Annotated in this window: 19 protein-coding genes; 8 read left to right on the top strand and 11 right to left on the bottom strand. The window is 44.8% G+C overall.

Annotated elements, in window-relative coordinates:
• Positions 1–94: 94 nt before the first annotated feature.
• Together OCU90_RS23180 and OCU90_RS23175 are read right to left on the bottom strand one after the other, a co-directional pair.
• The gene (locus OCU90_RS23180; protein ID WP_061022309.1) at positions 95–592 is read right to left on the bottom strand and encodes a hypothetical protein; all 498 of its coding nucleotides are present in this window, start codon (positions 590–592) and stop codon (positions 95–97) included.
• A 139-nt stretch (positions 593–731) separates the two neighbouring features.
• Positions 732–1265, bottom strand: a complete 534-nt coding sequence (locus OCU90_RS23175) for a dihydrofolate reductase family protein (protein ID WP_061022307.1) — start codon at positions 1263–1265, stop codon at positions 732–734.
• A 93-nt stretch (positions 1266–1358) separates the two neighbouring features.
• Between OCU90_RS23175 and OCU90_RS23170 the strand changes: the two genes are divergently transcribed.
• Positions 1359–1922: a TetR/AcrR family transcriptional regulator gene (locus OCU90_RS23170; protein ID WP_017082590.1), complete on the top strand. Its 564-nt coding sequence runs from the start codon at positions 1359–1361 to the stop codon at positions 1920–1922.
• A 161-nt stretch (positions 1923–2083) separates the two neighbouring features.
• Positions 2084–3616, top strand: a complete 1533-nt coding sequence (locus tag OCU90_RS23165; protein WP_061022305.1) for a phospholipase D family protein — start codon at positions 2084–2086, stop codon at positions 3614–3616.
• A gap of 161 nt (positions 3617–3777) precedes the next feature.
• Here OCU90_RS23165 and nfsA read toward each other — a convergent pair whose 3' ends face one another.
• On the bottom strand, positions 3778–4500 hold the full coding sequence (nfsA, locus tag OCU90_RS23160; RefSeq protein WP_061022303.1) for an oxygen-insensitive NADPH nitroreductase: 723 nt from the start codon (positions 4498–4500) through the stop codon (positions 3778–3780).
• A gap of 279 nt (positions 4501–4779) precedes the next feature.
• Between nfsA and OCU90_RS23155 the strand changes: the two genes are divergently transcribed.
• The 3 genes from OCU90_RS23155 to OCU90_RS23145 all read left to right on the top strand — a co-directional run bounded on the left by OCU90_RS23155 (position 4780) and on the right by OCU90_RS23145 (position 8406).
• Complete coding sequence (locus OCU90_RS23155; protein WP_061022301.1) at positions 4780–6024, top strand: NADH:flavin oxidoreductase/NADH oxidase family protein; 1245 nt, start codon at positions 4780–4782, stop codon at positions 6022–6024.
• Between the two features lie 236 nt (positions 6025–6260).
• Complete coding sequence (locus OCU90_RS23150; RefSeq protein WP_061022300.1) at positions 6261–7244, top strand: HAD family hydrolase; 984 nt, start codon at positions 6261–6263, stop codon at positions 7242–7244.
• A gap of 247 nt (positions 7245–7491) precedes the next feature.
• Positions 7492–8406: a LysR family transcriptional regulator gene (locus OCU90_RS23145; RefSeq protein ID WP_017082586.1), complete on the top strand. Its 915-nt coding sequence runs from the start codon at positions 7492–7494 to the stop codon at positions 8404–8406.
• A gap of 106 nt (positions 8407–8512) precedes the next feature.
• Here OCU90_RS23145 and OCU90_RS23140 read toward each other — a convergent pair whose 3' ends face one another.
• Entirely contained in the window at positions 8513–9553 is a 1041-nt protein-coding gene (locus tag OCU90_RS23140) for a DUF1214 domain-containing protein (protein WP_017082585.1), read from the bottom strand.
• Between the two features lie 667 nt (positions 9554–10220).
• On the opposite strand from OCU90_RS23140, the gene OCU90_RS23135 reads away from it, so the two are divergent.
• Together OCU90_RS23135 and OCU90_RS23130 are read left to right on the top strand one after the other, a co-directional pair.
• A complete protein-coding gene (locus OCU90_RS23135) occupies positions 10221–10457 on the top strand; it encodes a YdcH family protein (RefSeq protein ID WP_017060944.1) in 237 nt (78 codons plus the stop codon).
• Between the two features lie 192 nt (positions 10458–10649).
• On the top strand, positions 10650–11546 hold the full coding sequence (locus OCU90_RS23130) for a LysR family transcriptional regulator (RefSeq protein ID WP_004732242.1): 897 nt from the start codon (positions 10650–10652) through the stop codon (positions 11544–11546).
• Positions 11547–11648: 102 nt separating this feature from the next.
• Here OCU90_RS23130 and OCU90_RS23125 read toward each other — a convergent pair whose 3' ends face one another.
• From OCU90_RS23125 to OCU90_RS23100, 6 genes are all read right to left on the bottom strand, one after another.
• A complete protein-coding gene (locus OCU90_RS23125; RefSeq protein WP_061022298.1) occupies positions 11649–12458 on the bottom strand; it encodes an SDR family NAD(P)-dependent oxidoreductase in 810 nt (269 codons plus the stop codon).
• A 302-nt stretch (positions 12459–12760) separates the two neighbouring features.
• Positions 12761–14320, bottom strand: coding sequence for a glycerol-3-phosphate dehydrogenase (glpD, locus tag OCU90_RS23120; protein WP_061022325.1), 1560 nt, complete (start codon positions 14318–14320; stop codon positions 12761–12763).
• A 267-nt stretch (positions 14321–14587) separates the two neighbouring features.
• Positions 14588–15373, bottom strand: coding sequence for a DeoR/GlpR family transcriptional regulator (locus tag OCU90_RS23115; RefSeq protein WP_004732237.1), 786 nt, complete (start codon positions 15371–15373; stop codon positions 14588–14590).
• Positions 15374–15665: 292 nt separating this feature from the next.
• On the bottom strand, positions 15666–17189 hold the full coding sequence (glpK, locus tag OCU90_RS23110) for a glycerol kinase GlpK (protein ID WP_004732235.1): 1524 nt from the start codon (positions 17187–17189) through the stop codon (positions 15666–15668).
• 59 nt (positions 17190–17248) lie between these two features.
• A complete protein-coding gene (locus OCU90_RS23105) occupies positions 17249–18103 on the bottom strand; it encodes an MIP/aquaporin family protein (RefSeq protein WP_004732234.1) in 855 nt (284 codons plus the stop codon).
• Between the two features lie 448 nt (positions 18104–18551).
• Positions 18552–18983 (bottom strand): PACE efflux transporter, encoded by a 432-nt coding sequence (locus OCU90_RS23100; protein WP_061022296.1) that lies wholly within the window; start codon positions 18981–18983, stop codon positions 18552–18554.
• Positions 18984–19113: 130 nt separating this feature from the next.
• Here OCU90_RS23100 and OCU90_RS23095 point away from each other — a divergent pair, with 130 nt between their 5' ends.
• Entirely contained in the window at positions 19114–20001 is an 888-nt protein-coding gene (locus OCU90_RS23095) for a LysR family transcriptional regulator (protein WP_004732211.1), read from the top strand.
• Between the two features lie 136 nt (positions 20002–20137).
• On the opposite strand, the gene arsB is transcribed toward OCU90_RS23095, so the two are convergent.
• A complete protein-coding gene (gene arsB / locus OCU90_RS23090; RefSeq protein WP_004732209.1) occupies positions 20138–21193 on the bottom strand; it encodes an ACR3 family arsenite efflux transporter in 1056 nt (351 codons plus the stop codon).
• Positions 21194–21203 lie beyond the last annotated feature (10 nt).

The following is a 21203-nucleotide window of genomic DNA, read 5'->3' as shown; positions in this document are numbered from 1 at the left end:
TGAAGCGATAAACAGTGCTACATTTGAATTATTGTCAAAAAATAATTGATAATAACTTGGGTATTATGTGCTACGAGGCGTAGGTGAGGAGTGTTTAGAAACCGCCCGCCCACGCATCAAAATTGTCAATGTTGTCGAGCTCTTCTTTAGTTCTTGGGGTTGGGTAATAAGGCAGAGCCAATCTTTGATCGGAAGGTTGCAGCTCCCAATCGGGTGTAATCTTGAGTCGGGTTAACTCATCGTTAAGGCGCACAAACATATAGTAGCCATCGGCATGGGTATTAGCGTAACTCGCGATTGTAGCGATATCACCGGAAGGTAATTTTACGTCTCGACCCAGTGGATAGAGCTGGTGCAATGCGAAACTCACTTTGGGATCTTCAAGTTTGCCTTGCTTAAAGCGTTCTAATCCGATGGCGGTTGAAGTGGTGCGCGGCTTCCACCCTGTGAGGAACAATCCACTCAAGTTATCTTGGAACGGCTTACCCTTTCGATTGCCTTCATTGCTAATGAATTGAACCGTCAGTGTGTCTCCCGATTCTTGCAGAATTTCTAAAAACTGTTCACCAGTGCGATCGACCAAAAGCTTCATAATATCCAGCTACCATCAAGAATGAGAGACGATAAAGGGTACTACTTTAGGGGAGGCTTGTGTAGAGACGGTAAAGCTTACGTCGCGTGAACAATGTTTTCGGTGTTGATCCTTTCATGCCCTTAGAGCAACAACAGCTTTAACGCTTACGCAAGTAATTCGTTTGCACTATCTCATCAAGGTACGTCGTGACGCCTTTCAACGTAAAATTGACCGGAGATACTAAGTCACCAAATAACGGGGACCCACCACCAAGCACGACAGGAATGGTCGATATGATCAGCTCATCAATCAGGTCTTCTTTCATGAAGTTTTGAATGGTGATGCCGCCATCGATGTACAAGTTCTTTAGGCCTTTGTTATTCAAATCCGCGACAATCTGTTTAAGCTCGCCCTTCATCAAAAATACCTTACCTTCAAGTTCTTGAGGTACTTCATTTAAAGTGTTGCTCAGTACATAGACTGGCTTGCTGTAAGGCCAATCAATGCCAAAGCTCAACACCATGTCCATTGTATTACGTCCCATGACCAGTGCATCGATACGATCAGTATGAGCGTTGTAACCCATGTCGTCACCGTTTGGATTTGGAATCGCTTGCAGCCAATCTAAGCCACCTTGTTTGTCTGCAATGTAACCGTCAAGGCTGGTTGCTATGAATACAATATTTGACATTTTTAACTCCGATAGCGATGAGAAACTTGGCATCTACACGGTAATAAATTAAAATATTCTACAGTGTAGAAATAAAGTTTAAGAGGTGACGGTATGACTGTCAAGGATCAGAAACGAGGTCGACCAAAGAGTGGATCAAGCCAACTCAGCGCGGAGAGAATTCTCACCATTGCTAAAAGCATGATGCGAGAGAGTGGCAAAGTGCCAAGTATTCGAGGGTTGGCGACAGAACTCGGGGTCGATGCGATGGCCATATACCATTACTTCAAAAACAAAAACGATCTGCTTGAGGCAATCACAGTTTCTTTGATTGAAGAAGTGGCACAGCCAGAGCTGAATCAAGACTGGCAAGATAACCTATATCGGCTCAGTGTGAGTTACTTGTCGATGCTCAACGAATATAGAGGCTTGTTAGAAACCTTATTGACCATGAAATCTCTCGGGCCGATGGAGGTATTTAGTGAACGTTTTGAAGCGGTGTTGAGCCCGTTAGCGTTAACGGAAGAGCAAACCAAAAATGCGTTGGACTTGCTGGTGGATTATTTACACGGCTACGCTTTGGCGTTGAACTGTAACCCAGACCGAACAGAGCTCACCATTGAAATGGTCGAAAAGCCGCTGAGTTTATACTGTTTGGCGCTCACTCAACTTAAGTGATCTGTAGGCCAATTTACCGACCTTTAAATTTATACTGGATAATTACCTATAAATTTCAGGCTTTAGCAGTAATAATCAATGAATAGATCGGAATAGCTTGTTCATTGAAAAGCTTTACGGAAAGTTTCTAAAGACGCCATCGTGAAAAGGAAGTCAGATACATGCCTGTGCTCCAACGCATCAGCTTAACGTTAATTTTAATCGCCGTTTTAGGTGGGTGTTCTTCACTTCCTGAAGGCATCGACCACCCGACAGAACCGCCAGCCTCTCCTGCACCTAGTTCTTTATCGGTTCTAACCAATGAATTTCAGCCTGAAGCTTTAGAGCAAGGCACCACTGCGGTTCGTCTGCAAGAGTCTGGTTGGGATGCTTTGGCACAGCGATTAGCGCTGGTCGAAAGTGCCGAGCACACCATCGACATTCAATACTACATCTGGAACTCTGACGAATCGGGCAGCTATCTCGCTAGCCGTTTGTTAGCCGCGGCTGAGCGTGGTGTGAAGGTGCGCGTAATGCTGGACGATATCAACCTCAACGAACGTGAAGGTTTGCTGTCGGCATTGGATGCGCACCCGAACGTCGAGATTCGTATCTTCAACCCAACACCAACACGCCGCGGCTTCAGTAAATGGCTGAGCTTTGTCGGTGATTTTTCTCGCTTAAATCGCCGCATGCACAATAAGTCGTTTACCGTCGATGGCACCTTGTCTGTGGTGGGTGGGCGTAATATTGGTGATGAATACTTCGACCTTTCTGATGAAATCAATTTCCGAGACCGCGATGTATTAGTCATGGGCTCGGTAGTTAACACCATCCAAACCAGTTTTGTTGAATACTGGAACAGCCGTTGGTCTTACCCTGTCGATATGCTGGGTGATGACGAGCAACCTGATCTCTCGAAGATAGATAATATTGTCGTTCCGCATTATCAAAATTACCCGGAATTGCCACTAGATCGTAAGGCTGCTGATAGTTTACTGAAAGAGGTGGTTGGTGAGATGACTTGGGTGAATGCGCGTTTTGTTTACGATCAACCCGTCCCTGATGACTCCGATAATACTGATGAACCAAAAGCGACCGCGATTCTTCTAGGGAAATTAGCGAGCGAGTCGAAACAAGAGATCTTGTTGGAATCGGCTTACCTTGTATTCGATGATGGTCAGCTTGAAGCGTGGCAAGTGTTGAACAATAAGGGCGTTGAGATAAAAGCGCTAACGAACTCTATGGCGTCTAATGATCTGGTGACCAATCACTCCGCTTATGCGGGCAGACGTTACGATATGTTGGAGCATGGTATCGACCTGTTTGAGCTAAAACCAGAATCTAAGCTTTGTGAAGCATCGACTCAGGACTTGTCGAAATGTGCACCTGAGACGGCCTATGGCTTGCACGCAAAATCAGTCGTATTCGACCGCAGCATCGCGAGCATCGGCTCATTTAACTTCAACTTGCGTTCTACCTACTTGAACACGGAATCGGTTTTGATCATCGAGAATAAAGAGATTGCTGAAACATTAGCAGAAACCATTGAGCAAGCAATGAGCGAAGAAAACAGCTGGCGATTAGAGCTTGAAGACGGTGATGTGTATTGGTATTCAGGCGACCAACGTTGGGACAGCGAACCTGACACTGGTCAATGGGAACGAATGCAGTCAGGCTTTTTGCAATTGCTACCGATTGAGAAATATCTGTAAGCTAGCCGCCTCCGGATAAATAAAAATGTCAGCGTATATTACGCTGACATTCTTGTTTGTACTGTGGTTTGTTGCAAGCTATTAATGGCTTAATGGCTTAATGGCTTAATGGCTTAATGGCTTAATGGCTTAATGGCTTAATGGCTTAATGGCTTAACGGCTTAACGCTTGGTCAGCTGCTTGCTGTTCAAGTAAGGCAGGATATGCGGGCGAGATTCGCCAGACAGCTTTTGAGTGATCTGTTGTGACCAACTGCTCTGCTTTTGGTTTCTTGAACGGCTTGCGTAGTAGCTCTGCATTGAATCATCGTAGCTGGCAATTTCATCTAGGCTCAGCGGTTGGTATTGGTTTTCGTGCATCACCACATGAGCAGGGAGGCGAGGCTTAACCTCTGGTTGTTGTGCCGGGTGACCTAAGCACATTCCGAACAATACGGCGGTGTGTTGTGGCAGTTCTAGCAGTTCATCCACTTGTTGTGCGCTGTTACGCAGCCCACCAATATACACGCCACCCAAACCTAGAGACTCAGCTGCCAGCATGCAGTTTTGCGCCATGATGCCAGAATCGACAGCGCCAATCAGGGTCAGTTCAGTAAAGTCGGTTTTCACTTCAGGGTTAATTTGAGCGTGGCGTTGATAGTCGATACAGAACACCAAAAACTCAGCCGCATTCTCAACGTAAGTTTGGCTACCTGCGTATTCGGCTAACAGTTTGCGCTTCTCTTTGTCTGTCACTCTCACGATAGAAACAGCCTGCAGTAAGCTCGATGATGAAGCCGCGAGACCAGCCTGAATAATCACATCAAGTTGTGCTTTTTCAATCGGTTGATTTGTATATTGACGAATGGAGCGGTGCCCCAGAATAGTTTCAATCGTGCTGTTCATAACTCTCAGACAGTCCTTGTGATGATGACGTAGAGAATCACAATAACGACAATTACCATGAGCGTAAAGGGTGTTCGAGCCTTTCTGGTTGACATATTTCAGCAGCGTCAGCCCAGTTTTTGAGATTCTATTTATAATCGATTAATGCCAGCTGCTATGCCGCTGGCATTTTATTATTGAGCGAAACTTGCTTCGAAATAGGCACTAAATGATAAAAACTGTCGGATAAAATAGGGCATACTGGACTCAATATATAAACCAAAGAAAGTAACCACGCGCATGAATCCGATCTGCCTCAACGACCCTTTTTCTCTTCCTAATGGCCAAGTGATCAAAAATCGCCTGTTCAAATCGGCAATGAGTGAACAGCTAGGTGATAAACATCATAACCCTAAGCAAGGTTTAGTCACGCTTTACCAGCGTTGGGCTCAAGGAGGAATTGGCCTATCCATGACGGGCAACGTGATGGTCGATAGAGGTGCGCTTGGTGAACCTAAAAACGTTGTGTTGGATGAGCAAAGTGACTTAAGCGTATTTCGTGAGTGGGCGAAGGCTGGAACACAAAATGGTTCGCAGATATGGATGCAATTGAACCACCCAGGAAAGCAAATCCCTAAATTCTTATGTGATAGCCCGGTTGCGCCTTCGGCTATCTCTTTAGAGCGTGGATTAGAAAAAGGCTTTAATACGCCACGAGCTCTGACTGAGACGGAAATCATCGCAATCATTGATAAATTCGCGCTGAGTGCAAAACTATCAAAACAAGCGGGTTTTACTGGTGTGCAGATTCACGGTGCTCATGGTTATCTGGTAAGTCAGTTTTTGTCTTCTAGACACAATCAACGCCAAGACAAATGGGGTGGATCACTTGAAAATAGACTTCGTTTCGTGCTTGAGGTTTATCGCGCGATTCGAAAAGAGGTCGGTGAAGATTTCCCTGTCGGAATTAAGCTCAACAGCGCCGACTTCATGAAAGGTGGCTTCACTGAAGAAGAGTCGATGCAGGTTGTGCAAACACTGAGTGATAACGGTATCGACCTGATTGAGATCTCTGGCGGCACCTATGAAAGTCCATCAATGATGGGTTCAAAGAGCAAAGCTGAACCAATCAAGGCCAGCACGGTAAAACGTGAAGCGTATTTTATGGATTACATGGTGAAGGCGAGAAAACTCGTCAGCACTCCGCTGGTGGTCACGGGTGGTTTTCGAACCGCGCAAGCAATGAATGACGCATTAAACACCTCGGCGACCGATTTTATTGGCATTGCGCGAACAATGGCGGTTGATCCTGATTTCCCTAACAAGTTAATTGAAAACCCTAGCCACGGCATGCCGCTAACGGTGCCAACCACAGGAAAACCTGCATTAGACAAGATGGCGATGGTCGGGCTGGTTTGGTATGAACATCAGATGTGGCGCATTGCCTCTGGCAAGAATGCCGACCCCAAACTAAGCGCATTAGGTGTGGTGGTAAAAACAATTCTCAGCGCCGGCTGGCACGCTTTCAAAAAGCGCAGAGCGTAAGCAGTCATGGATTGTTAAAGCAGAACTTTGAGGAATTGAAGTTCTGCTTTTTTGTTTGTCTCTTTTTAAATTCTCGATAAATACATCGTAGAGCACCCTCAGCCAGCTTAGCTGTGGTACTAATCTAATACCAACATGAGTATTGGTTATAGTGTCCATAAGTGGAAAATCAGAGTAGACCAACTAGGATGAATTGAATTAAACCCTACAATTAATTCAACAACATGGTAGTTGCTATGAAGAAAATAACTCTTTTATCCGTCGCGATCTTATCCAGCCTCTCTTTCTCATCTTTTGCTAAAGATTGTGATCCTAACTTGCTGCCTTCTTGGAAGGACAGCGAGAGCAAATCCGCTATCGTCGACTTTGTGGGCCAAGCCACCAAAGCTGAATCCGATACGTTCGTGGCAATTGAAGATCGTATCGCCGTATTCGATAACGACGGTACGCTTTGGTCAGAAAAACCTTACTACTTCCAACTAGCCTTTGCACTAGATCGTGTAAAAGAGATGGCGCCTGAACACCCTGAATGGAAAACAGAAGCACCGTTTAAGTTTGTACTTGAAGATGATATTGAAAGTGTTCTGGGCAGTGGCGAAGAAGGGTTATTGAAAATCATCATGGCGACACATTCTGGTATGACAGTAGAACAATACCAGCAAGACGTTGAGCAATGGTTGGCGGTAGCAAAAGATAAACGCTTCAATAAAGCCTACACAGACCTTACTTATCAGCCAATGAAAGAGATGCTGACTTACCTGCAAGAGCATGACTTTAATACTTACATTGTGTCGGGTGGAGGTGTTGATTTCATGAGAGCGTGGGCTCCGCAAGCTTACAACATTCCTACAGAACAGATCATCGGCAGCGCGCTTAAATACAACTACAGCTACAACGATGGCAAGCCGACGGTTACCAAGGATTCGTCCATTTTGGCCATCGATGACAAAGCCGGAAAGGTCACCAATATTCAGCATATTATCGGTAAGAAGCCTATTTTAGCAGTAGGCAACTCAGACGGTGATCAAGCGATGATGCAGTGGGCAACGAGCCAACCCAACTCAATGGCTATGATTGTTCATCACACTGATGCTGAGCGAGAGTGGAAGTACGATCGTGAGTCCCATGTTGGCAAGCTTGATAAAGCGCTAGATGAGGCGAATTCCAGAGAGGATTGGACACTGATCGACATGAAATCAGATTGGTGTGAGGTGTACTAACGTCTAGTTTACACTCGGTAAAAACAATAAAGGCTCGGATTGTTGATTCGAGCCTTTTTTACAACAAGTATTTTCGAAGGAGCAGAGGGTAAGCGGGTTTGTATGAGTCACATACTTAGAAAAGAGTTAAAGATCGTTAAGCGAATCAATCGTCAAATGAGCCATAATGAGAGAGATATTCGCTAAGTTAGCTTTTATCGCTAGACGGCTAAATATCTCCCTGACCAAACTTTAATGACAGGTAACTATGAAACAATTGGATCTCAATTTAATCCGCGTTTTTCTGGTTTTGCTAGAAACTCAAAATACTCGCATTGCTGGCAATAAATTGGCGCTGAGTCAGCCCGCAGTGAGTAAAGCACTAGGGCGATTGAGAGAATACTTTGATGACGAATTGTTTACTCGTGTCCATTCAGGTTTGAAGCCAACTCCACGTGCGTTAGAGCTTGGTGAACGGCTGCCAATGATCATGGAAAGCTTGGACGACGTGATTCTTGAAACTCCAAGCTTTGACCCTGCCGAGTATCAAGGCAACATCACGATTGCGATTAACGGTTTTATCTCGAACTGGCTTGGTGCGCGTTTATGCCTTGGTCTCATTCAAGAAGCGCCCAATGCTCAAGTCAATATCGTTAATTGGGGCTCTCAAACGCTGAAAAAATTGTTGGATGGCGAGATACAAGCAGCTATCAACTTTTCTCCAATCGACACGAATAAGCAGTTTACCCATCAGATTATCGGTGAGGATGACTTTGTCGGGTTGGTTAAAACCGGCCATCCATTAGCTGGCAAAGTGATTTCACAGCAAGAGATAGATGAAGCGGAATACGCGAGTTTGGTGATACCGGGGTGGAATGATATTCAGCCTTATATCGCCAAGCATTTGTCGACAGAGCAGCTTAAAGTGAAAGCAAGAAGCTCGTATTTGCACACGCTATTAGAGGTCATTAAACAAAGTGACATGATTCTACCGTGTTCCAAGCAGCTTGCTCTTTATCTTCATGAAGAGTTCGATTATCTCTCTTTTCCTGATTATGCACCGGAAGAGCTCAAAAAAATCGTACTGGTGGAATCTCATAACAAGAGAATGCACCCGATGAATCAATGGCTTAAGCGCAAAATTATCACTACCTCCCAAGCCATCATAAAAGAAAAGCAATAAGCCTCTCAAATGAGAGGCTAGGTTATTGTTAGTAGCTATTATTGTTAGCAGCTATTATTGCCAGTTAATTAACACTAATTACTCGCAACTCAGTCGTTATTCCCCGCTACTTAGCCGTGACCTGTGGGAAGTTGTGCATCTCACCGGATGCTACCGCTTCATTGCTAGGACGGTATGCACGAACCGCAAAGTTCCAGCCATCATCGTTTACTTCAATCACGTTACTTGCAGCGTCACAGGTTTGCCCTTTTGGCGCAAAGTGAATCGTGTAAGAACCGTCTTTATTGGGTGTTGATGTCGTTGAATCAGCACTGTTGTTGTTCGTCATCAACCAGCCTTGGCTTGAATAGGCCGTAATTGACCAATAACCGCCTTCGTCATAACGTAATGAGGGTGCTTCAAACGTGATGTTTGCACACTCCGTTTTACCTGTGCCCGCTCGTGATGTATACACAGCATGCTCTGCCGGCATACCAGCCCAACCCACCGCAGTACCAATCATAAACTGCTTGTTATCTGATGTTGCTGTGATGTTTGGTGTGAAGGCTTCTTCTGTCTTGATGTCATTAACTAGCTTCTCCCATTTTGCTCGGACGTTATCTCGAGATGCATCATCCCAATCTGAAGCAGGTTCAAAAGGCTTAGCTGATTTCGCATTAATGACCGCCGCATCTTGCAGTCGATGCGCTTCATCTGCGCCAGCACTTGTTGCAGTTCGCATCAGTATGTAGATGTAGTCTGAACCTGCGATTTCTGAGTCGATGTAAATTTCTTCGCCACCATAAATGGCCATGTGGTTATCATGATTGTTATTGAAGATATGCATGATCTGGTACGCATCGCCTTTCGCCAGTTTGAATGTTGCGCCTTCTGAGACATCGACAACCGCGGTTGAATAGAGCAGGTCGGTGTTAGAGCGGATAATCATTTGGTTCTCTACCGTTACGTTTTCGCGATTATGCTCAAAAACATTAACCGGTTGATGCTCTAACTGTTGAGTGAAGTAAAGGTCGCTTTCTGCACGAGCGAAGTTTTCGTCGGTTACTTCAACTGCTGCCATTGTTTGCATTGATGTGATGGTAATCAGTGTTGCTAAAATGGTCTTTTTCATATCGTTTACCTTGAGGTCGTCATTAGGAGATGACACTAATGTATCGGTTTGGTGGTGATTCTAAAAATGAATTGATGTTATTTATGTAATAACCAAAAGGAATCGGAAGGCTGGTTTTTGTGAAGCTTAGAGAGAGTTGTGACTGTTTTTTGTTCGTTTGGTGAAAGTTTTTTGCACAGAGACTGGTCGTTAGTTAATGAAGCGATGCTTTGTTCATTAACTAAGGCTTTATCGGCAGGTAAGGCTTTAGTTAATGACTGAGGTATCCGCGCTTTTAAGCACTATGCTTTAGTCATGACTAAAAGAGGATTAATTATGAAATGGCTTATCTTATCTGTAACGCTATTGTTCGTGGCAGGATGCCAATCGACAGGCTCTGACACGTCTTCACATGATCAAATCAATCGAGTTCATTCTGGTGGTTGTAGCAGCTAATCCTTTTTTGAAAATACTTTTTAGCTGCTGTTATTATCATTTCTGTCACTGTTCTTATAAAGAACTCACTTCTACAAAGCCTTGCGATTACGTGAGGCTTTCTTCTATGTAAAATAACGCATCCCTGCCGATTTATGTTGTAAATTTGTGAATCTGAACTGTCTATATTCTAGGCTGTGTACTGGATCTCATTTGTTATTTGAGTCCCTTGCTAAGGTAAATAATGAATGTGTACTACCAATCACTTTACTCAACTTAAGAGGTTTCTATGCTAGGTGAAAATCACTCTCTTGTTCACGAATTTCCTGAAATGAAAGACAAAATTGCTGAGCTTGCTAAAACTGACGATGGCTTTGCAGCAGATATGAAGACATACGACAACCTTGATAAAGAGATTCGTAAACTAGAGCTGAAAGATTCACCCATTGATGACGGCTCGATGCACCAATTGAAACATGATCGTTCTGAGCTTAAAGATTTACTGCATGCTCGTTTAACGGGCTAGTGAGTTGGTAATTTTGCTGACTAGCTAAATGGCGAATTACAGACTTAGACAAAAACTCCTTCGGGAGTTTTTTTTCGTTTTGGCTCAATCACTTCTTCACAATTCAACTGAGTTAATACGTTGTATTGTTATGTGAATGACGCATAATGAGGGTTACTGGTACACGATTTTTAAGATTTTATTGGTAATCTCATGAATATTGAACACCTCAAATTGTTTGTTCGTTTAGCTTCCACACATAACATCAGCATGGCTGGGCAAGAGCTTGGTTTATCTCCTGCTGTTGCAAGCTCGCACATCAGTAAACTGGAAGACAATTTAGGCGTTCGCTTGGTCCACAGAACCACTCGTAAGGTCTCTTTAACCGAAGAGGGGGAAGCATTCTTACCTCATGCTGAAGAAGTGTTATCGAGCGTGGATGCTGCCAAATCGGCGGTCGGTGTGGGCTGTGATTCTCCAACCGGAACGCTGCGAGTTACCGCATCTGCGTCTTTTGGGCGTTTGCATCTTGTTCCTGCTTTACCTGGATTCTTAGAACGCTACCCTGGGTTAAAAGTCGATCTCAGGCTATCAGATTCGATGGTGGATGTTGTTGAGGGTGGCTTTGATATCGCGATTCGTATCTCAGAGCTGAAAGACTCGACACTGATTGCCCGAAAACTTGCGACAGACAAGCGTATTGTGTGTGCATCGCCTGATTACTTAATCAAATATGGTAAGCCAGCCACACCTCGAGATCTTAATGATCATCAGTGTATTAGCTTAATTGGTTTAGAAAACTGGACCTTCAATACTGAAAGCGGGCCTAAGACGATTAAGGCATCTGGGTCGTTCAGGGCAGATAACGGAGAAGCACTGCGTGACGCAGCCTCAGGTGGTATGGGTATCACGGTGACATCGAATTGGTGTGCCTATGAACAACTGAAAAGCGGTCAGCTGGTTCAAATATTAGAAGATTACCCATTAACCTCAGAGCCTGCAATTTGGGCTGTGTACCCAAGCACAAGATTACTTGCACCAAAGGTGAGAGCCTTCATCGACTACTTCTCTGAATATTATGGTAATCCACCGTATTGGGAACAAAAGTAGAGTCAGATAGATTTAAGGAAAAAGCCCTACGTGACTAAGTTATGCGTTAGTCACGTAGGGCTTTTTTCTTGGAATCAGAAAATCACTTGAGCATAGCTGTCATTAAGAAAGCGTTGCTTTGATGATCTCTTCAATTTTAGCGACAACTTGCTGTGATTTATCACCGTATATCGCATCTGGGTGCGGGTTCGCAAACGTGTTGTTGTCGTTATCAAAGTATTGACCGCCTGCTTGTGCGAACTCATCAGACAATGATGCGCGAACCAGAATATCAGAACCGATGCTTAGGTCTCCGCCTGCAATGCCATAAGCGTCTTTCACCATCTTGCTGCCTAGTAACGAAGCTGGGTTGACCGCAACCACCATTGGCCCTGTAGAACCTAACTCTTTTGCCATCTCACGAGTCCACATAGTGATCGCAAGCTTGCTTTGTGCGTAAGCGTCGCCATCAGACATTGGTTTCTTACCTTCTAGCGCTTCGATGTTCACTGCTGCTTGTGCCGCTGAAGACAGGTTAACCACTCGGCTAGATGCATCGAGCACAGGTAGCAGACGTTTAGTCAGGTGGTATGGTGAAATGGTATTCACAGCAAAACGAACATCTAAACCGTCTTTAGTGATTGGGTTCGGAGTGTTGAACACACCTGCGTTATTAATCAGTACATCAATCTTATCGTGCTCAGCAATTACTTTGTCAGCCAACGCATCCACATCGGCCAGAACAGACAAGTCTGCCACGTAACTTTGAATTTTCGCTTCATCAGTAATCGCCACAAGTTGCTGCTCTACGTCTTTGAGCTTGCTTGGGTTACGTCCATGCAATAAAACGTGGTGACCTTGTTGAACAAGTACTTTTGCCGTTTCGAAGCCGATACCATCGGTAGAGCCTGTGATCAGAATAACTTTTTGCATGGAATAGATTCCTTATTAAAGCGCTGACATAGTGAGCGTTTCTAAATGTGTCGTTTCGTTGAGGTAAAGAATAGCAATCTTTTGTAAAGTTGATAATCAAGCTGATTAATAAAACACTATTTAGTTTTTATTGAAAATGGGGGAGTGAACAAAGCCTCAGTCCGTGCGAAGGAGACGATCAATCGAGAGATTTATCTGATCGAGTTCTTAGGCCGGAATAGCAGGCAATAAAAAAGCTTAGCGCGGGGGACGCTAAGCTTCGTTGTTAAGTATGTTCTTGAACCATGTTTAGGCTGGTGGGGTTAGCCTACTTGAGAAAAGCTCACTACCTTGCTTTGTAGTTTCTCTTTCAGGTAATCCGTTACTGCTTGCTGCTCGGATTCACTCATGTACAGGCCAAGCTTGGTTCTGCGCCACAAGATGTCTTCGTCAGTCATCGCCATCTCTTCATTGATCAAGTAATCAATCTCAACTTGATAAACGCCATGCGCTTCGTTTGAGAATTGAATACCAAGGTCAGCTTCGCTATTTGCGCCCTCAAGCAGCTTCCACGTGTAAGTACCAAATTGAGTCACGTAGCGAAGCAATAGCGCTTCAGATGCCCAAGGGTATTTAGTGTGGATCATCTTCGCAAGCTGTTCTCTACTGCAACTAAAGTTACCACCTGGAAGCGTGTCGTTCGCTGTCCAAGGCGCACCCATATTGGTTAGGTGTGGTTCTAACTTCTTCAGTGCTGCTTCGCCGAGCTTACGGTAAGTGGTTAATTTGCCACCGAAGATCGAAAGCAGTGGTGCTTGATCTAGCTCTGCGTCCAATTCCAATGTGTAGTCACGAGTGATCGCTTGTGGTGAATCAGATTCGTCGTCACAAAGTGGTCTTACGCCACTGTATGTCCAAACCACGTCTTCACGGCCAAGCTGTTTAACAAAGTGCTGGTTAACGATATCAATCAAGTAATCCACTTCGACATCATCAATTGCGACGTTACGTGGGTCGCCTTTGTATTCAAGGTCGGTAGTACCGATGATCGAGAATTTATCTAGGTAAGGGATCATGAACACAATGCGATTGTCTTTGTTTTGCAGAATGTACGCTTGTGGCTCGTCATGAATGCGTGGCACAACAATGTGTGAGCCTTTGATAAGACGAATGTTACGAGGCGAAGCCTGCTCTAATCCATCATCAAAGAACTGTTTAACCCAAGGACCAGCAGCGTTAACAAGCGCTTTTGCTTTGCGTTCAAAGCGTTGGTTTGTCATCACATCAAGGATCGTCACATGCCAAATACCACCTTCGCGGTGCGCTTTTTCAACACGGCAGTAGTTACGTACTTCTGCGTTGTTCTCTTTTGCTGCTAACACGTTAAGCAATACCATACGCGCATCATCAACCCAGCAATCTGAGTATTCGAATCCCGTCTTCATTTCTGGTTTCAGTAGGCCTGATTTCGCTAGGTTGACGGTCTTACTTCCCGGAAGAGTGGTGCGCTTACCCAAGTTATCGTAAAGGAATAGGCCACAGCGAATCATCCAAGCTGGGCGTAAAAATGGTCGATGAGGTAAACGAAAGCGCATTGGTTGAGCAACATGAGGTGCTTTTCTTAACAAGACTTCACGTTCAGCGAGTGCTTCCGAAACCAAACGAAATTCGTAATGTTCAAGGTAGCGTAGGCCCCCGTGGATAAGCTTTGAGCTAGCGGAAGACGTCGCAGACGCGAAATCATTTGCTTCGTATAAGCCAACGTTTAGACCACGACCTGATGCATCTGCCGCGATGCCTGCACCATTGATGCCGCCGCCAATCACGATCAAGTCTAAAGTGGAAGATGTACTGTTGTTTGAATTATTTTGTTGAGCACTCATGGTTTTGACCTCTTCTGAGCGAACGAGCATTTTAGAACATAATTGAATCCTATATGAACTTTCGTTTGCGGTCATTTATTATTTTCGTTTATGCGCGTTTTATGTGATTTGGGCATAAAAAAACCTCTGCTTATGAAAGCAGAGGTTCAAATAAGTCTAATTCGAGCATAGAAGCGACAGTGGTAGTGAGCAAGCTTTACTTTTTTAACTTTTCTATAAAGAATCGTGATTCATTATAGAAAGTGGCTCACCGAGCACTTATGTGAGTTATTCGCTCACAGGACGAGCGGTATCGATCACTTCTAATGGTATTGCTGAATCTTTAAGGATGTTGAGAATCTCTTCTGGTGGCTGTTTATTGGTAAAGACCATGTGCGCTTGAGAGATATTACCGAGCTTAACCATCGCGTTACGGCCAAACTTAGTGTGGTCGACGGCTAAGAAGATGCTGCGACTGTTTTCGATGATAGCTTGTTTCACACGAACTTCGTGGTAATCAAAGTCGAGCAGTGAGCCATCAAAGTCGATGCCGCTGATACCCAAAATACCGAAATCAAGGCGGAACTGCTTTACGAAATCGAGTGTCGCTTCGCCAACTATGCCGCCATCACGGTTTCTCACTTCGCCACCCGCCAAGATAACCTTGATCTCTGGGTTCGGTAGAAGGATGCTCGCAACATTGATGTTGTTGGTGACGACTCTTAGTTGTTTGTGGTTTTTGTTGAGTGCGCGTGCCACCGATTCTGGCGTGGTACCGATATCAACGAATAGGGTTGCACCATCTGGGATGTGCTTAACTAGTTCGTCGGCGATCACGTCTTTTTCGTTGAAGTTAAGCGCTTTACGCGTGTTATACGAGGTGTTTTCCGAGCTTAAAGGAATGGTTGCACCACCATGATAGCGACGAATTTTGTTGCTATCGGCAAGTTCATTGAGGTCTCGTCTGATGGTTTGTGGGCTGACATCGAACTTTTCAACGAGCTCTTCGGTACTCACATATCCTTGTGTTTTTACCAGATCTACAATCTGCTGGTGTCTTGGTATCTGCTTCACTTAACTTACCACTCCCTGCGCGCAAAGGGCTCTAGCGCGTCAAAATCGAAAATATAAACTCACGCTATTGTGCTCGAATTGATGAAAAGAGAGAAGTAATGATGGTAAGGAATCATGTCTAAACCGCAAAAACGCTGCGCAAAACGCGGAATTTGAGCCTGAAACGCAAAAAAGAGCACAAAATAGTGCTCTTTTTAGTTTCGTTTGCTGAGGTTCGAACAATCTAGTCGATTAGATTACTCGAGTTCCTAGATCAGCGGCTAATGATTAACGATTAGTTGAGTACTCAGTATCACTCGTTGTCATCGTCATCGTGTAGCTCAGACCAAACCTGTGCACACTTGATAGCACGTTTCCAACCTTTGTAACGGCGGTTACGCTTCTCTTCGTCGTGGTGCGGCATGAATGTGCGGTCAAGAACGGCTTTGTCTTGAAGCTCATCAATACTGTCCCAGAAACCAACCGCTAGGCCGGCAAGGTAAGCGGCACCCAGAGCGGTTACTTCTGTTACTTCAGGGCGGTGAACTTCAGTATCCAGCACGTCTGATTGGAATTGCATTAGGAAGTTATTCGCTACTGCGCCGCCATCAACACGTAGTTTCGCTAGCTTGATGCCAGAGTCAGCTTGCATTGCGTCTAGTACGTCACGAGTTTGGTAAGCAATACCTTCCAGCGTTGCACGGATGATGTGGTTAGAGTTAACGCCACGAGTCAGGCCAACAATCGTACCGCGAGCGTAAGCATCCCAGTATGGTGCGCCTAAACCAGTAAACGCAGGGACTACGTAAACGCCGTTTGAAGAATCTACTTTCGTTGCGAAGTACTCAGAGTCTTCTGCGCCAGCCAGCAGCTTCATTTCATCACGTAGCCATTGGATTGATGCGCCGCCCATGAATACTGCACCTTCAAGTGCGTATGCAGGCTCGCCTTTAGGACCACATGCTAGCGTTGTTAGTAGGCCGTTCTTCGACGTTACTTTCTCTTGGCCAGTGTTCATTAGAAGGAAACAACCTGTGCCGTAAGTGTTCTTAGCTTGGCCTGCTTCTACACACATTTGACCGTAAAGTGCAGCTTGTTGGTCACCCGCAATACCCGCGATTGGGATACGAGTACCGCCTTTACCACCAAGGTTCGTTTGACCGTAAACCTCAGAAGAGCGCTTCACTTCAGGCATCATGATTGCTGGAATGCCCATTTCATCAAGTAGCTTCTGATCCCAGCATAGGTCGTTGATGTTGAACAACATAGTACGTGACGCGTTGGTGTAATCCGTAACGTGTACACGTCCTTGAGTCATTTTCCAAACCAACCAAGTATCAACTGTACCGAACAGTAATTTGCCAGCTTCAGCGTCTTCGCGAGCGCCTTCAACGTTGTCTAGAATCCATTTTACTTTGGTACCTGAGAAATACGGGTCAAGGACTAAGCCAGTATTGTCACGTACGTAGTCTTCTAGGCCACGCGCTTTTAGGTCTTCACAGATGTCTGCAGTACGGCGACACTGCCATACGATTGCGTTATAAACAGGCTTGCCTGTCTCTTTGTTCCAAACAATGGTGGTTTCACGTTGGTTCGTGATACCAATGCCCGCTAGCTCATCGCTGCGGATGCCTGCTTTAGCAAGAGCTTCAACCAATGTAGAGCTTTGAGTCGCCCAGATTTCCATTGGATCATGCTCAACCCAACCCGCTTTCGGGTAAATCTGAGTGAATTCTCGTTGAGAAGAACTAACGATGTTTGCATCGTGATCGAGGATTACAGCGCGAGAACTTGTGGTGCCTTGGTCTAGGGCAACAATGTATTTTTGCTCGGTCATGGTAAGAATCCTTTTTCTTTCGTTATTTATATTTTAGTAAATGTAAGGTCGCTTAGGGATTAAGCTTGAGCTTGTTCAGCTTCTTCTTCTGTTTCACATTGGTTTGGAATTGTGCAGCCTTGGCCTTCTACTGGTAGGTAAGCACCGATAACACGTGGGTACAACCAACCACCAAAACACGCACCAGCAATTGGAGCAAGAATTGGAACGATGAAGTAAGGAATATCACGAGCACCGCTTAGTGCGAAATCCCAACCTGCAAAGTAAGCGAACAGTTTTGGTCCGAAGTCACGAGCAGGGTTCATTGCAAAGCCCGTCAGTGGACCTAAAGAACCACCGATAACCGCGATAAGAATACCGATCAGTAGAGGGTTCATTGCACCGCGAGACGCGCCGTTGTTCTCATCACCTAACGCTAAAATGGCAAACATCAACACTGCAGTAATCACGAATTCCACAGCAAAAGCGCCGAAGAAAGAAAGTGAAGCATGTGGGTAAGTCGAGAAGATACCAGCAGTTGATAGTGCGTCTTGGCTGCTACGAACAAAGTTATGTGCGATTTCGTAGTCAGTAAATAGGTTGCTGTACAGGCTGTAAACCAATGCTGCAGAGCAGAAAGCGCCAAGCAGTTGCGAAATGATGTAAGGCACCACTTTCGCTTTATCGAAGCCATGGAACATGGCCAGTGCAATCGTTACGGCTGGGTTGATGTGTGCGCCTGAAACGCCGGCAGTACAGTAAATTGCAATCGCAACACCGAAGCCCCAGATGATGCTGATTTCCCATTGTCCGAATGTCGCACCAGTTAATACCAGAGCGGCCACACAGCCAACGCCAAAGAATATGAGTAATCCTGTGCCGATAAATTCAGCCAAGCATTGCCCAAATAAAGAAGGGTGTTTGTTTGTTGTCATGTTCGAGTCCTTTTTAGTTTTGCTTATCTAGCACGTGTATTGTGCATATATTTGCGAACTCGAAAATAAACGAACATCAAAAGTGAGCGTTTGAGCATAAAATTGTTAATTAAAGTCACTTGAAATGTTAATCCGAACACTTTTGCTCGAAAAAGATGCTCGCATGAACGTCATTGCTCGAATTGATAGGTTGCGAAGCCGCTCAAACTACCTATATGTAAATGAATGCGCAACTGGTACGAGGAGTTTATGTTTGGATTTGTGATGCTACTTCGTGAGTGGCGGATTATTAGACTTAATTAGGGAGGGCTGTGTGATGTTTTTGCTATGTAACAAGGGCGTTAACAAATGAGCTTATATGCATAAATGAATAAACTGCCAACTAAGTTGTAGTTTGGCAGTTTCAATTTGGATGTTTGTTCTTGTTATAAGTTAAGAACTTACAGCTCTAAACCAGAGCTGCAACCTTTCCTCTCGCAACCAACTGAGCTCGGATCGAGTCATACGCCCAGTTGAACGCTATCGCGTAAAGTACGAAGAAAATAACTAGGCCGATGTCCATGACCAGTACGGTAAGGAAGTCGAGTTGTAGAACCCACATCAAGACAGGTAGAGTCACTGTCATCAACCCAAGCTCAAAACCTAATCCGTGCAGAACGCGTGTTTTCTTGGTTCTTTTGCTTCGGTCAGCTCCGTAAATTTTGTCGTAGCCATAGTTGTAAACGTAGTTCCAAGCCATCGCTATCAATGATATTGCGAGTGCTAAGCCTGCCATTTCACCTGCGCCGTTTCCTGTAATATAGGTTGCAAGCCCTGCCATCAAAACCAAAGCAACCAATTCAAATAGCACCATGTGCAACATGCGTTCTTTATGTGACATTTTTCTAACTCTCTTTACGATTAAATAGCCGCCGATGGGCTAATGACTTGGCTAGATAATATCTACTTAAGTGATAATATAAAGATAGTTAGCATCACATCTTGTGATAGTAAGCTTTGGGAGAAACCGAATGTACAACATTGAACAGCTGAAAATGTTTGTGTATGCCGTTGAATTAGGGTCATTTTCTGCTAGTGCTCGTCATTTGGGGAAGGTGCAGTCGGCGGTAAGCCAAGGCATCAGTAATCTTGAAATAGATTTTAATGTTGAGCTTTTTGATCGTTCGACTCGAAAGCCTTCACTAACCAAAGCAGGCGAGCAGTTATTTAAACAGGTGAAAGCGATCGTGCTTCAGGTTGAAGATCTGAATGTGACGGTTAACGCGATGGGTAGCGGTGAAGAGGGGCTCATCAAAATTGCATTAGATGATTCATTACTGGTTCCGAACTTATCTAAGATCCTTAGTCAGTTCAGTCAACAATTCCCTGCTACTGAAGTTGAACTGGTTGCGTGTACCACAACAGAGGTCAATCCGTTAATTATCGAAGAGAGAGCCGACATTGGATTGATGTTTACCAACTTGGCTTTTGATGTCGGTTCTGAGCCATGCTTTATCGGTCACTTACCGTTTATTGCTGTGTGTCATCCAAGTCATGCGCTCGCAAAAACAGGTGTGGCGAAACTCACTGACTTACTCCCGCATCGTCAGTTAATGTTGAGGGGAGACAAAGGCAAGGTGATGGATCAGTTTCCGCTGATTGCCGGAAAGGTATGGTGGTCAAACAGCTTTATTGTGATCAAAGAGATGGTACTTGGCAGCGATATTGGCTGGGCATACTTACCCAAGCACCTTGTCGAAGAGGAGCTGAATAAGCAGCGTTTAGTGGAGATTAATGTCTCATTCGATCACAAAACATGGTCGCCGCCCGTTGATCTTGTTCTGTCTAAAACACGCTCTAAAGGCCCTGCGTTACTTTGGCTTGAACAAGCTTTGAAAGGCTTATTAGACGAAACGTAAACTGGACGAGACTTAAATTGGATCAAACTGAATAAAGAAAAGGCTCACCGTTTAACGTGTGAGCCTTTCTGTTCAAAGTGATACTGCTTTTTGTTAGTTCTAGTTCTAGTTCTAGTTCTAGGTGTAGACGTAGATGCTATACGCTAGGTTTAACCGTCTGACCGTTGTAGTACTTGTCTTTCATCTTAAGCGCTACGTTCACTAGATAAATCAACACAGGTACTTCAATCAGTGGACCGATAACACCGGCAAACGCTTGGTCTGAGTTGATACCGAATACTGAGATAGCAACGGCAATCGCTAGCTCGAAGTTGTTACCTGTCGCTGTGAATGCAATTGATGCGTTCTTGTCGTATTCAATACCCATCTTCTTACCAATGAAGAAGCTGATGAAGAACATCGCTGTGAAGTAGATAGTCAGTGGAACAGCAATCAACAATACGTCCATTGGCAGTTCTAAAATCATCTCGCCTTTTAGGCTGAACATCAGAACGATAGTCGCCAGTAGTGCAATCAGTGTGATTGGAGAGATGCGTGGAATAAACACATCGTTGTACCACTGCTCGCCTTTCATCGACACAAGGATCTTACGGCTTAGGAAGCCCGCTAAGAATGGGATACCTAGGTAAATAAGTACACTGTGTGCAATGTCGATCATCGAGATATCAACCAACATGCCTTCGTAACCAAATACTGGTGGAAGAACGCTGATGAACAACCACGCCATAAAGCTGTAGCTCACTACTTGGAATGCACTGTTTAGAGCAACCAACGCCGCACCGTATTCTTTGTTACCGCCGCCGATGTCGTTCCAAACCAGCACCATCGCCACACAGCGAGCAAGACCAATCAGAATTACGCCGACCATGTAACCTGGGTGGTCACCTAAGAATGTTAGCGCCAACACGAACATCAGAATAGGGCCAACAAGCCAGTTCATGATCAGAGATAGTTTGATGGCTTTCTTATCTTTGACCACGGTGCCTAATAGGTTGTAGTTAACCTTAGCAAGAGGCGGATACATCATTAAGATAAGGCCAATCGCAAGCGGAATGTTGGTGGTACCAACCGACATCGATTCATTCCACTGTTCGATCTGTGGGAACAGGGTGCCAAGCAATACACCAAGGCCCATGGCAATAAAGATCCACAGTGTTAAGTAGCGATCTAGAAAACCTAACTTTGGTTTCATGATAATCTCT

The organism is Vibrio splendidus, assembly GCF_024347615.1.
Lineage (GTDB): Bacteria > Pseudomonadota > Gammaproteobacteria > Enterobacterales > Vibrionaceae > Vibrio > Vibrio splendidus.
The sequence above is the reverse complement of the archived record's forward strand: the minus strand, read 5'-3'. Positions and strand labels throughout refer to the sequence as shown.

What these genes read in the sequence shown, in the direction of transcription:
- OCU90_RS23170 (WP_017082590.1), top strand. Translation starts at nt 1,359, where the DNA reads ATGACTGTCAAGGATCAGAAACGAGGTCGACCAAAGAGTGGATCAAGC.
- OCU90_RS23125 (WP_061022298.1), bottom strand. Translation starts at nt 12,458, where the DNA reads ATGCAAAAAGTTATTCTGATCACAGGCTCTACCGATGGTATCGGCTTC.
- OCU90_RS23095 (WP_004732211.1), top strand. Translation starts at nt 19,114, where the DNA reads ATGTACAACATTGAACAGCTGAAAATGTTTGTGTATGCCGTTGAATTA.
- OCU90_RS23155 (WP_061022301.1), top strand. Translation starts at nt 4,780, where the DNA reads ATGAATCCGATCTGCCTCAACGACCCTTTTTCTCTTCCTAATGGCCAA.
- OCU90_RS23165 (WP_061022305.1), top strand. Translation starts at nt 2,084, where the DNA reads ATGCCTGTGCTCCAACGCATCAGCTTAACGTTAATTTTAATCGCCGTT.
- OCU90_RS23145 (WP_017082586.1), top strand. Translation starts at nt 7,492, where the DNA reads ATGAAACAATTGGATCTCAATTTAATCCGCGTTTTTCTGGTTTTGCTA.
- arsB (WP_004732209.1), bottom strand. Translation starts at nt 21,193, where the DNA reads ATGAAACCAAAGTTAGGTTTTCTAGATCGCTACTTAACACTGTGGATC.
- nfsA (WP_061022303.1), bottom strand. Translation starts at nt 4,500, where the DNA reads ATGAACAGCACGATTGAAACTATTCTGGGGCACCGCTCCATTCGTCAA.
- glpK (WP_004732235.1), bottom strand. Translation starts at nt 17,189, where the DNA reads ATGACCGAGCAAAAATACATTGTTGCCCTAGACCAAGGCACCACAAGT.
- OCU90_RS23130 (WP_004732242.1), top strand. Translation starts at nt 10,650, where the DNA reads ATGAATATTGAACACCTCAAATTGTTTGTTCGTTTAGCTTCCACACAT.
- OCU90_RS23100 (WP_061022296.1), bottom strand. Translation starts at nt 18,983, where the DNA reads ATGTCACATAAAGAACGCATGTTGCACATGGTGCTATTTGAATTGGTT.
- glpD (WP_061022325.1), bottom strand. Translation starts at nt 14,320, where the DNA reads ATGAGTGCTCAACAAAATAATTCAAACAACAGTACATCTTCCACTTTA.
- OCU90_RS23175 (WP_061022307.1), bottom strand. Translation starts at nt 1,265, where the DNA reads ATGTCAAATATTGTATTCATAGCAACCAGCCTTGACGGTTACATTGCA.
- OCU90_RS23150 (WP_061022300.1), top strand. Translation starts at nt 6,261, where the DNA reads ATGAAGAAAATAACTCTTTTATCCGTCGCGATCTTATCCAGCCTCTCT.
- OCU90_RS23135 (WP_017060944.1), top strand. Translation starts at nt 10,221, where the DNA reads ATGCTAGGTGAAAATCACTCTCTTGTTCACGAATTTCCTGAAATGAAA.
- OCU90_RS23180 (WP_061022309.1), bottom strand. Translation starts at nt 592, where the DNA reads ATGAAGCTTTTGGTCGATCGCACTGGTGAACAGTTTTTAGAAATTCTG.
- OCU90_RS23105 (WP_004732234.1), bottom strand. Translation starts at nt 18,103, where the DNA reads ATGACAACAAACAAACACCCTTCTTTATTTGGGCAATGCTTGGCTGAA.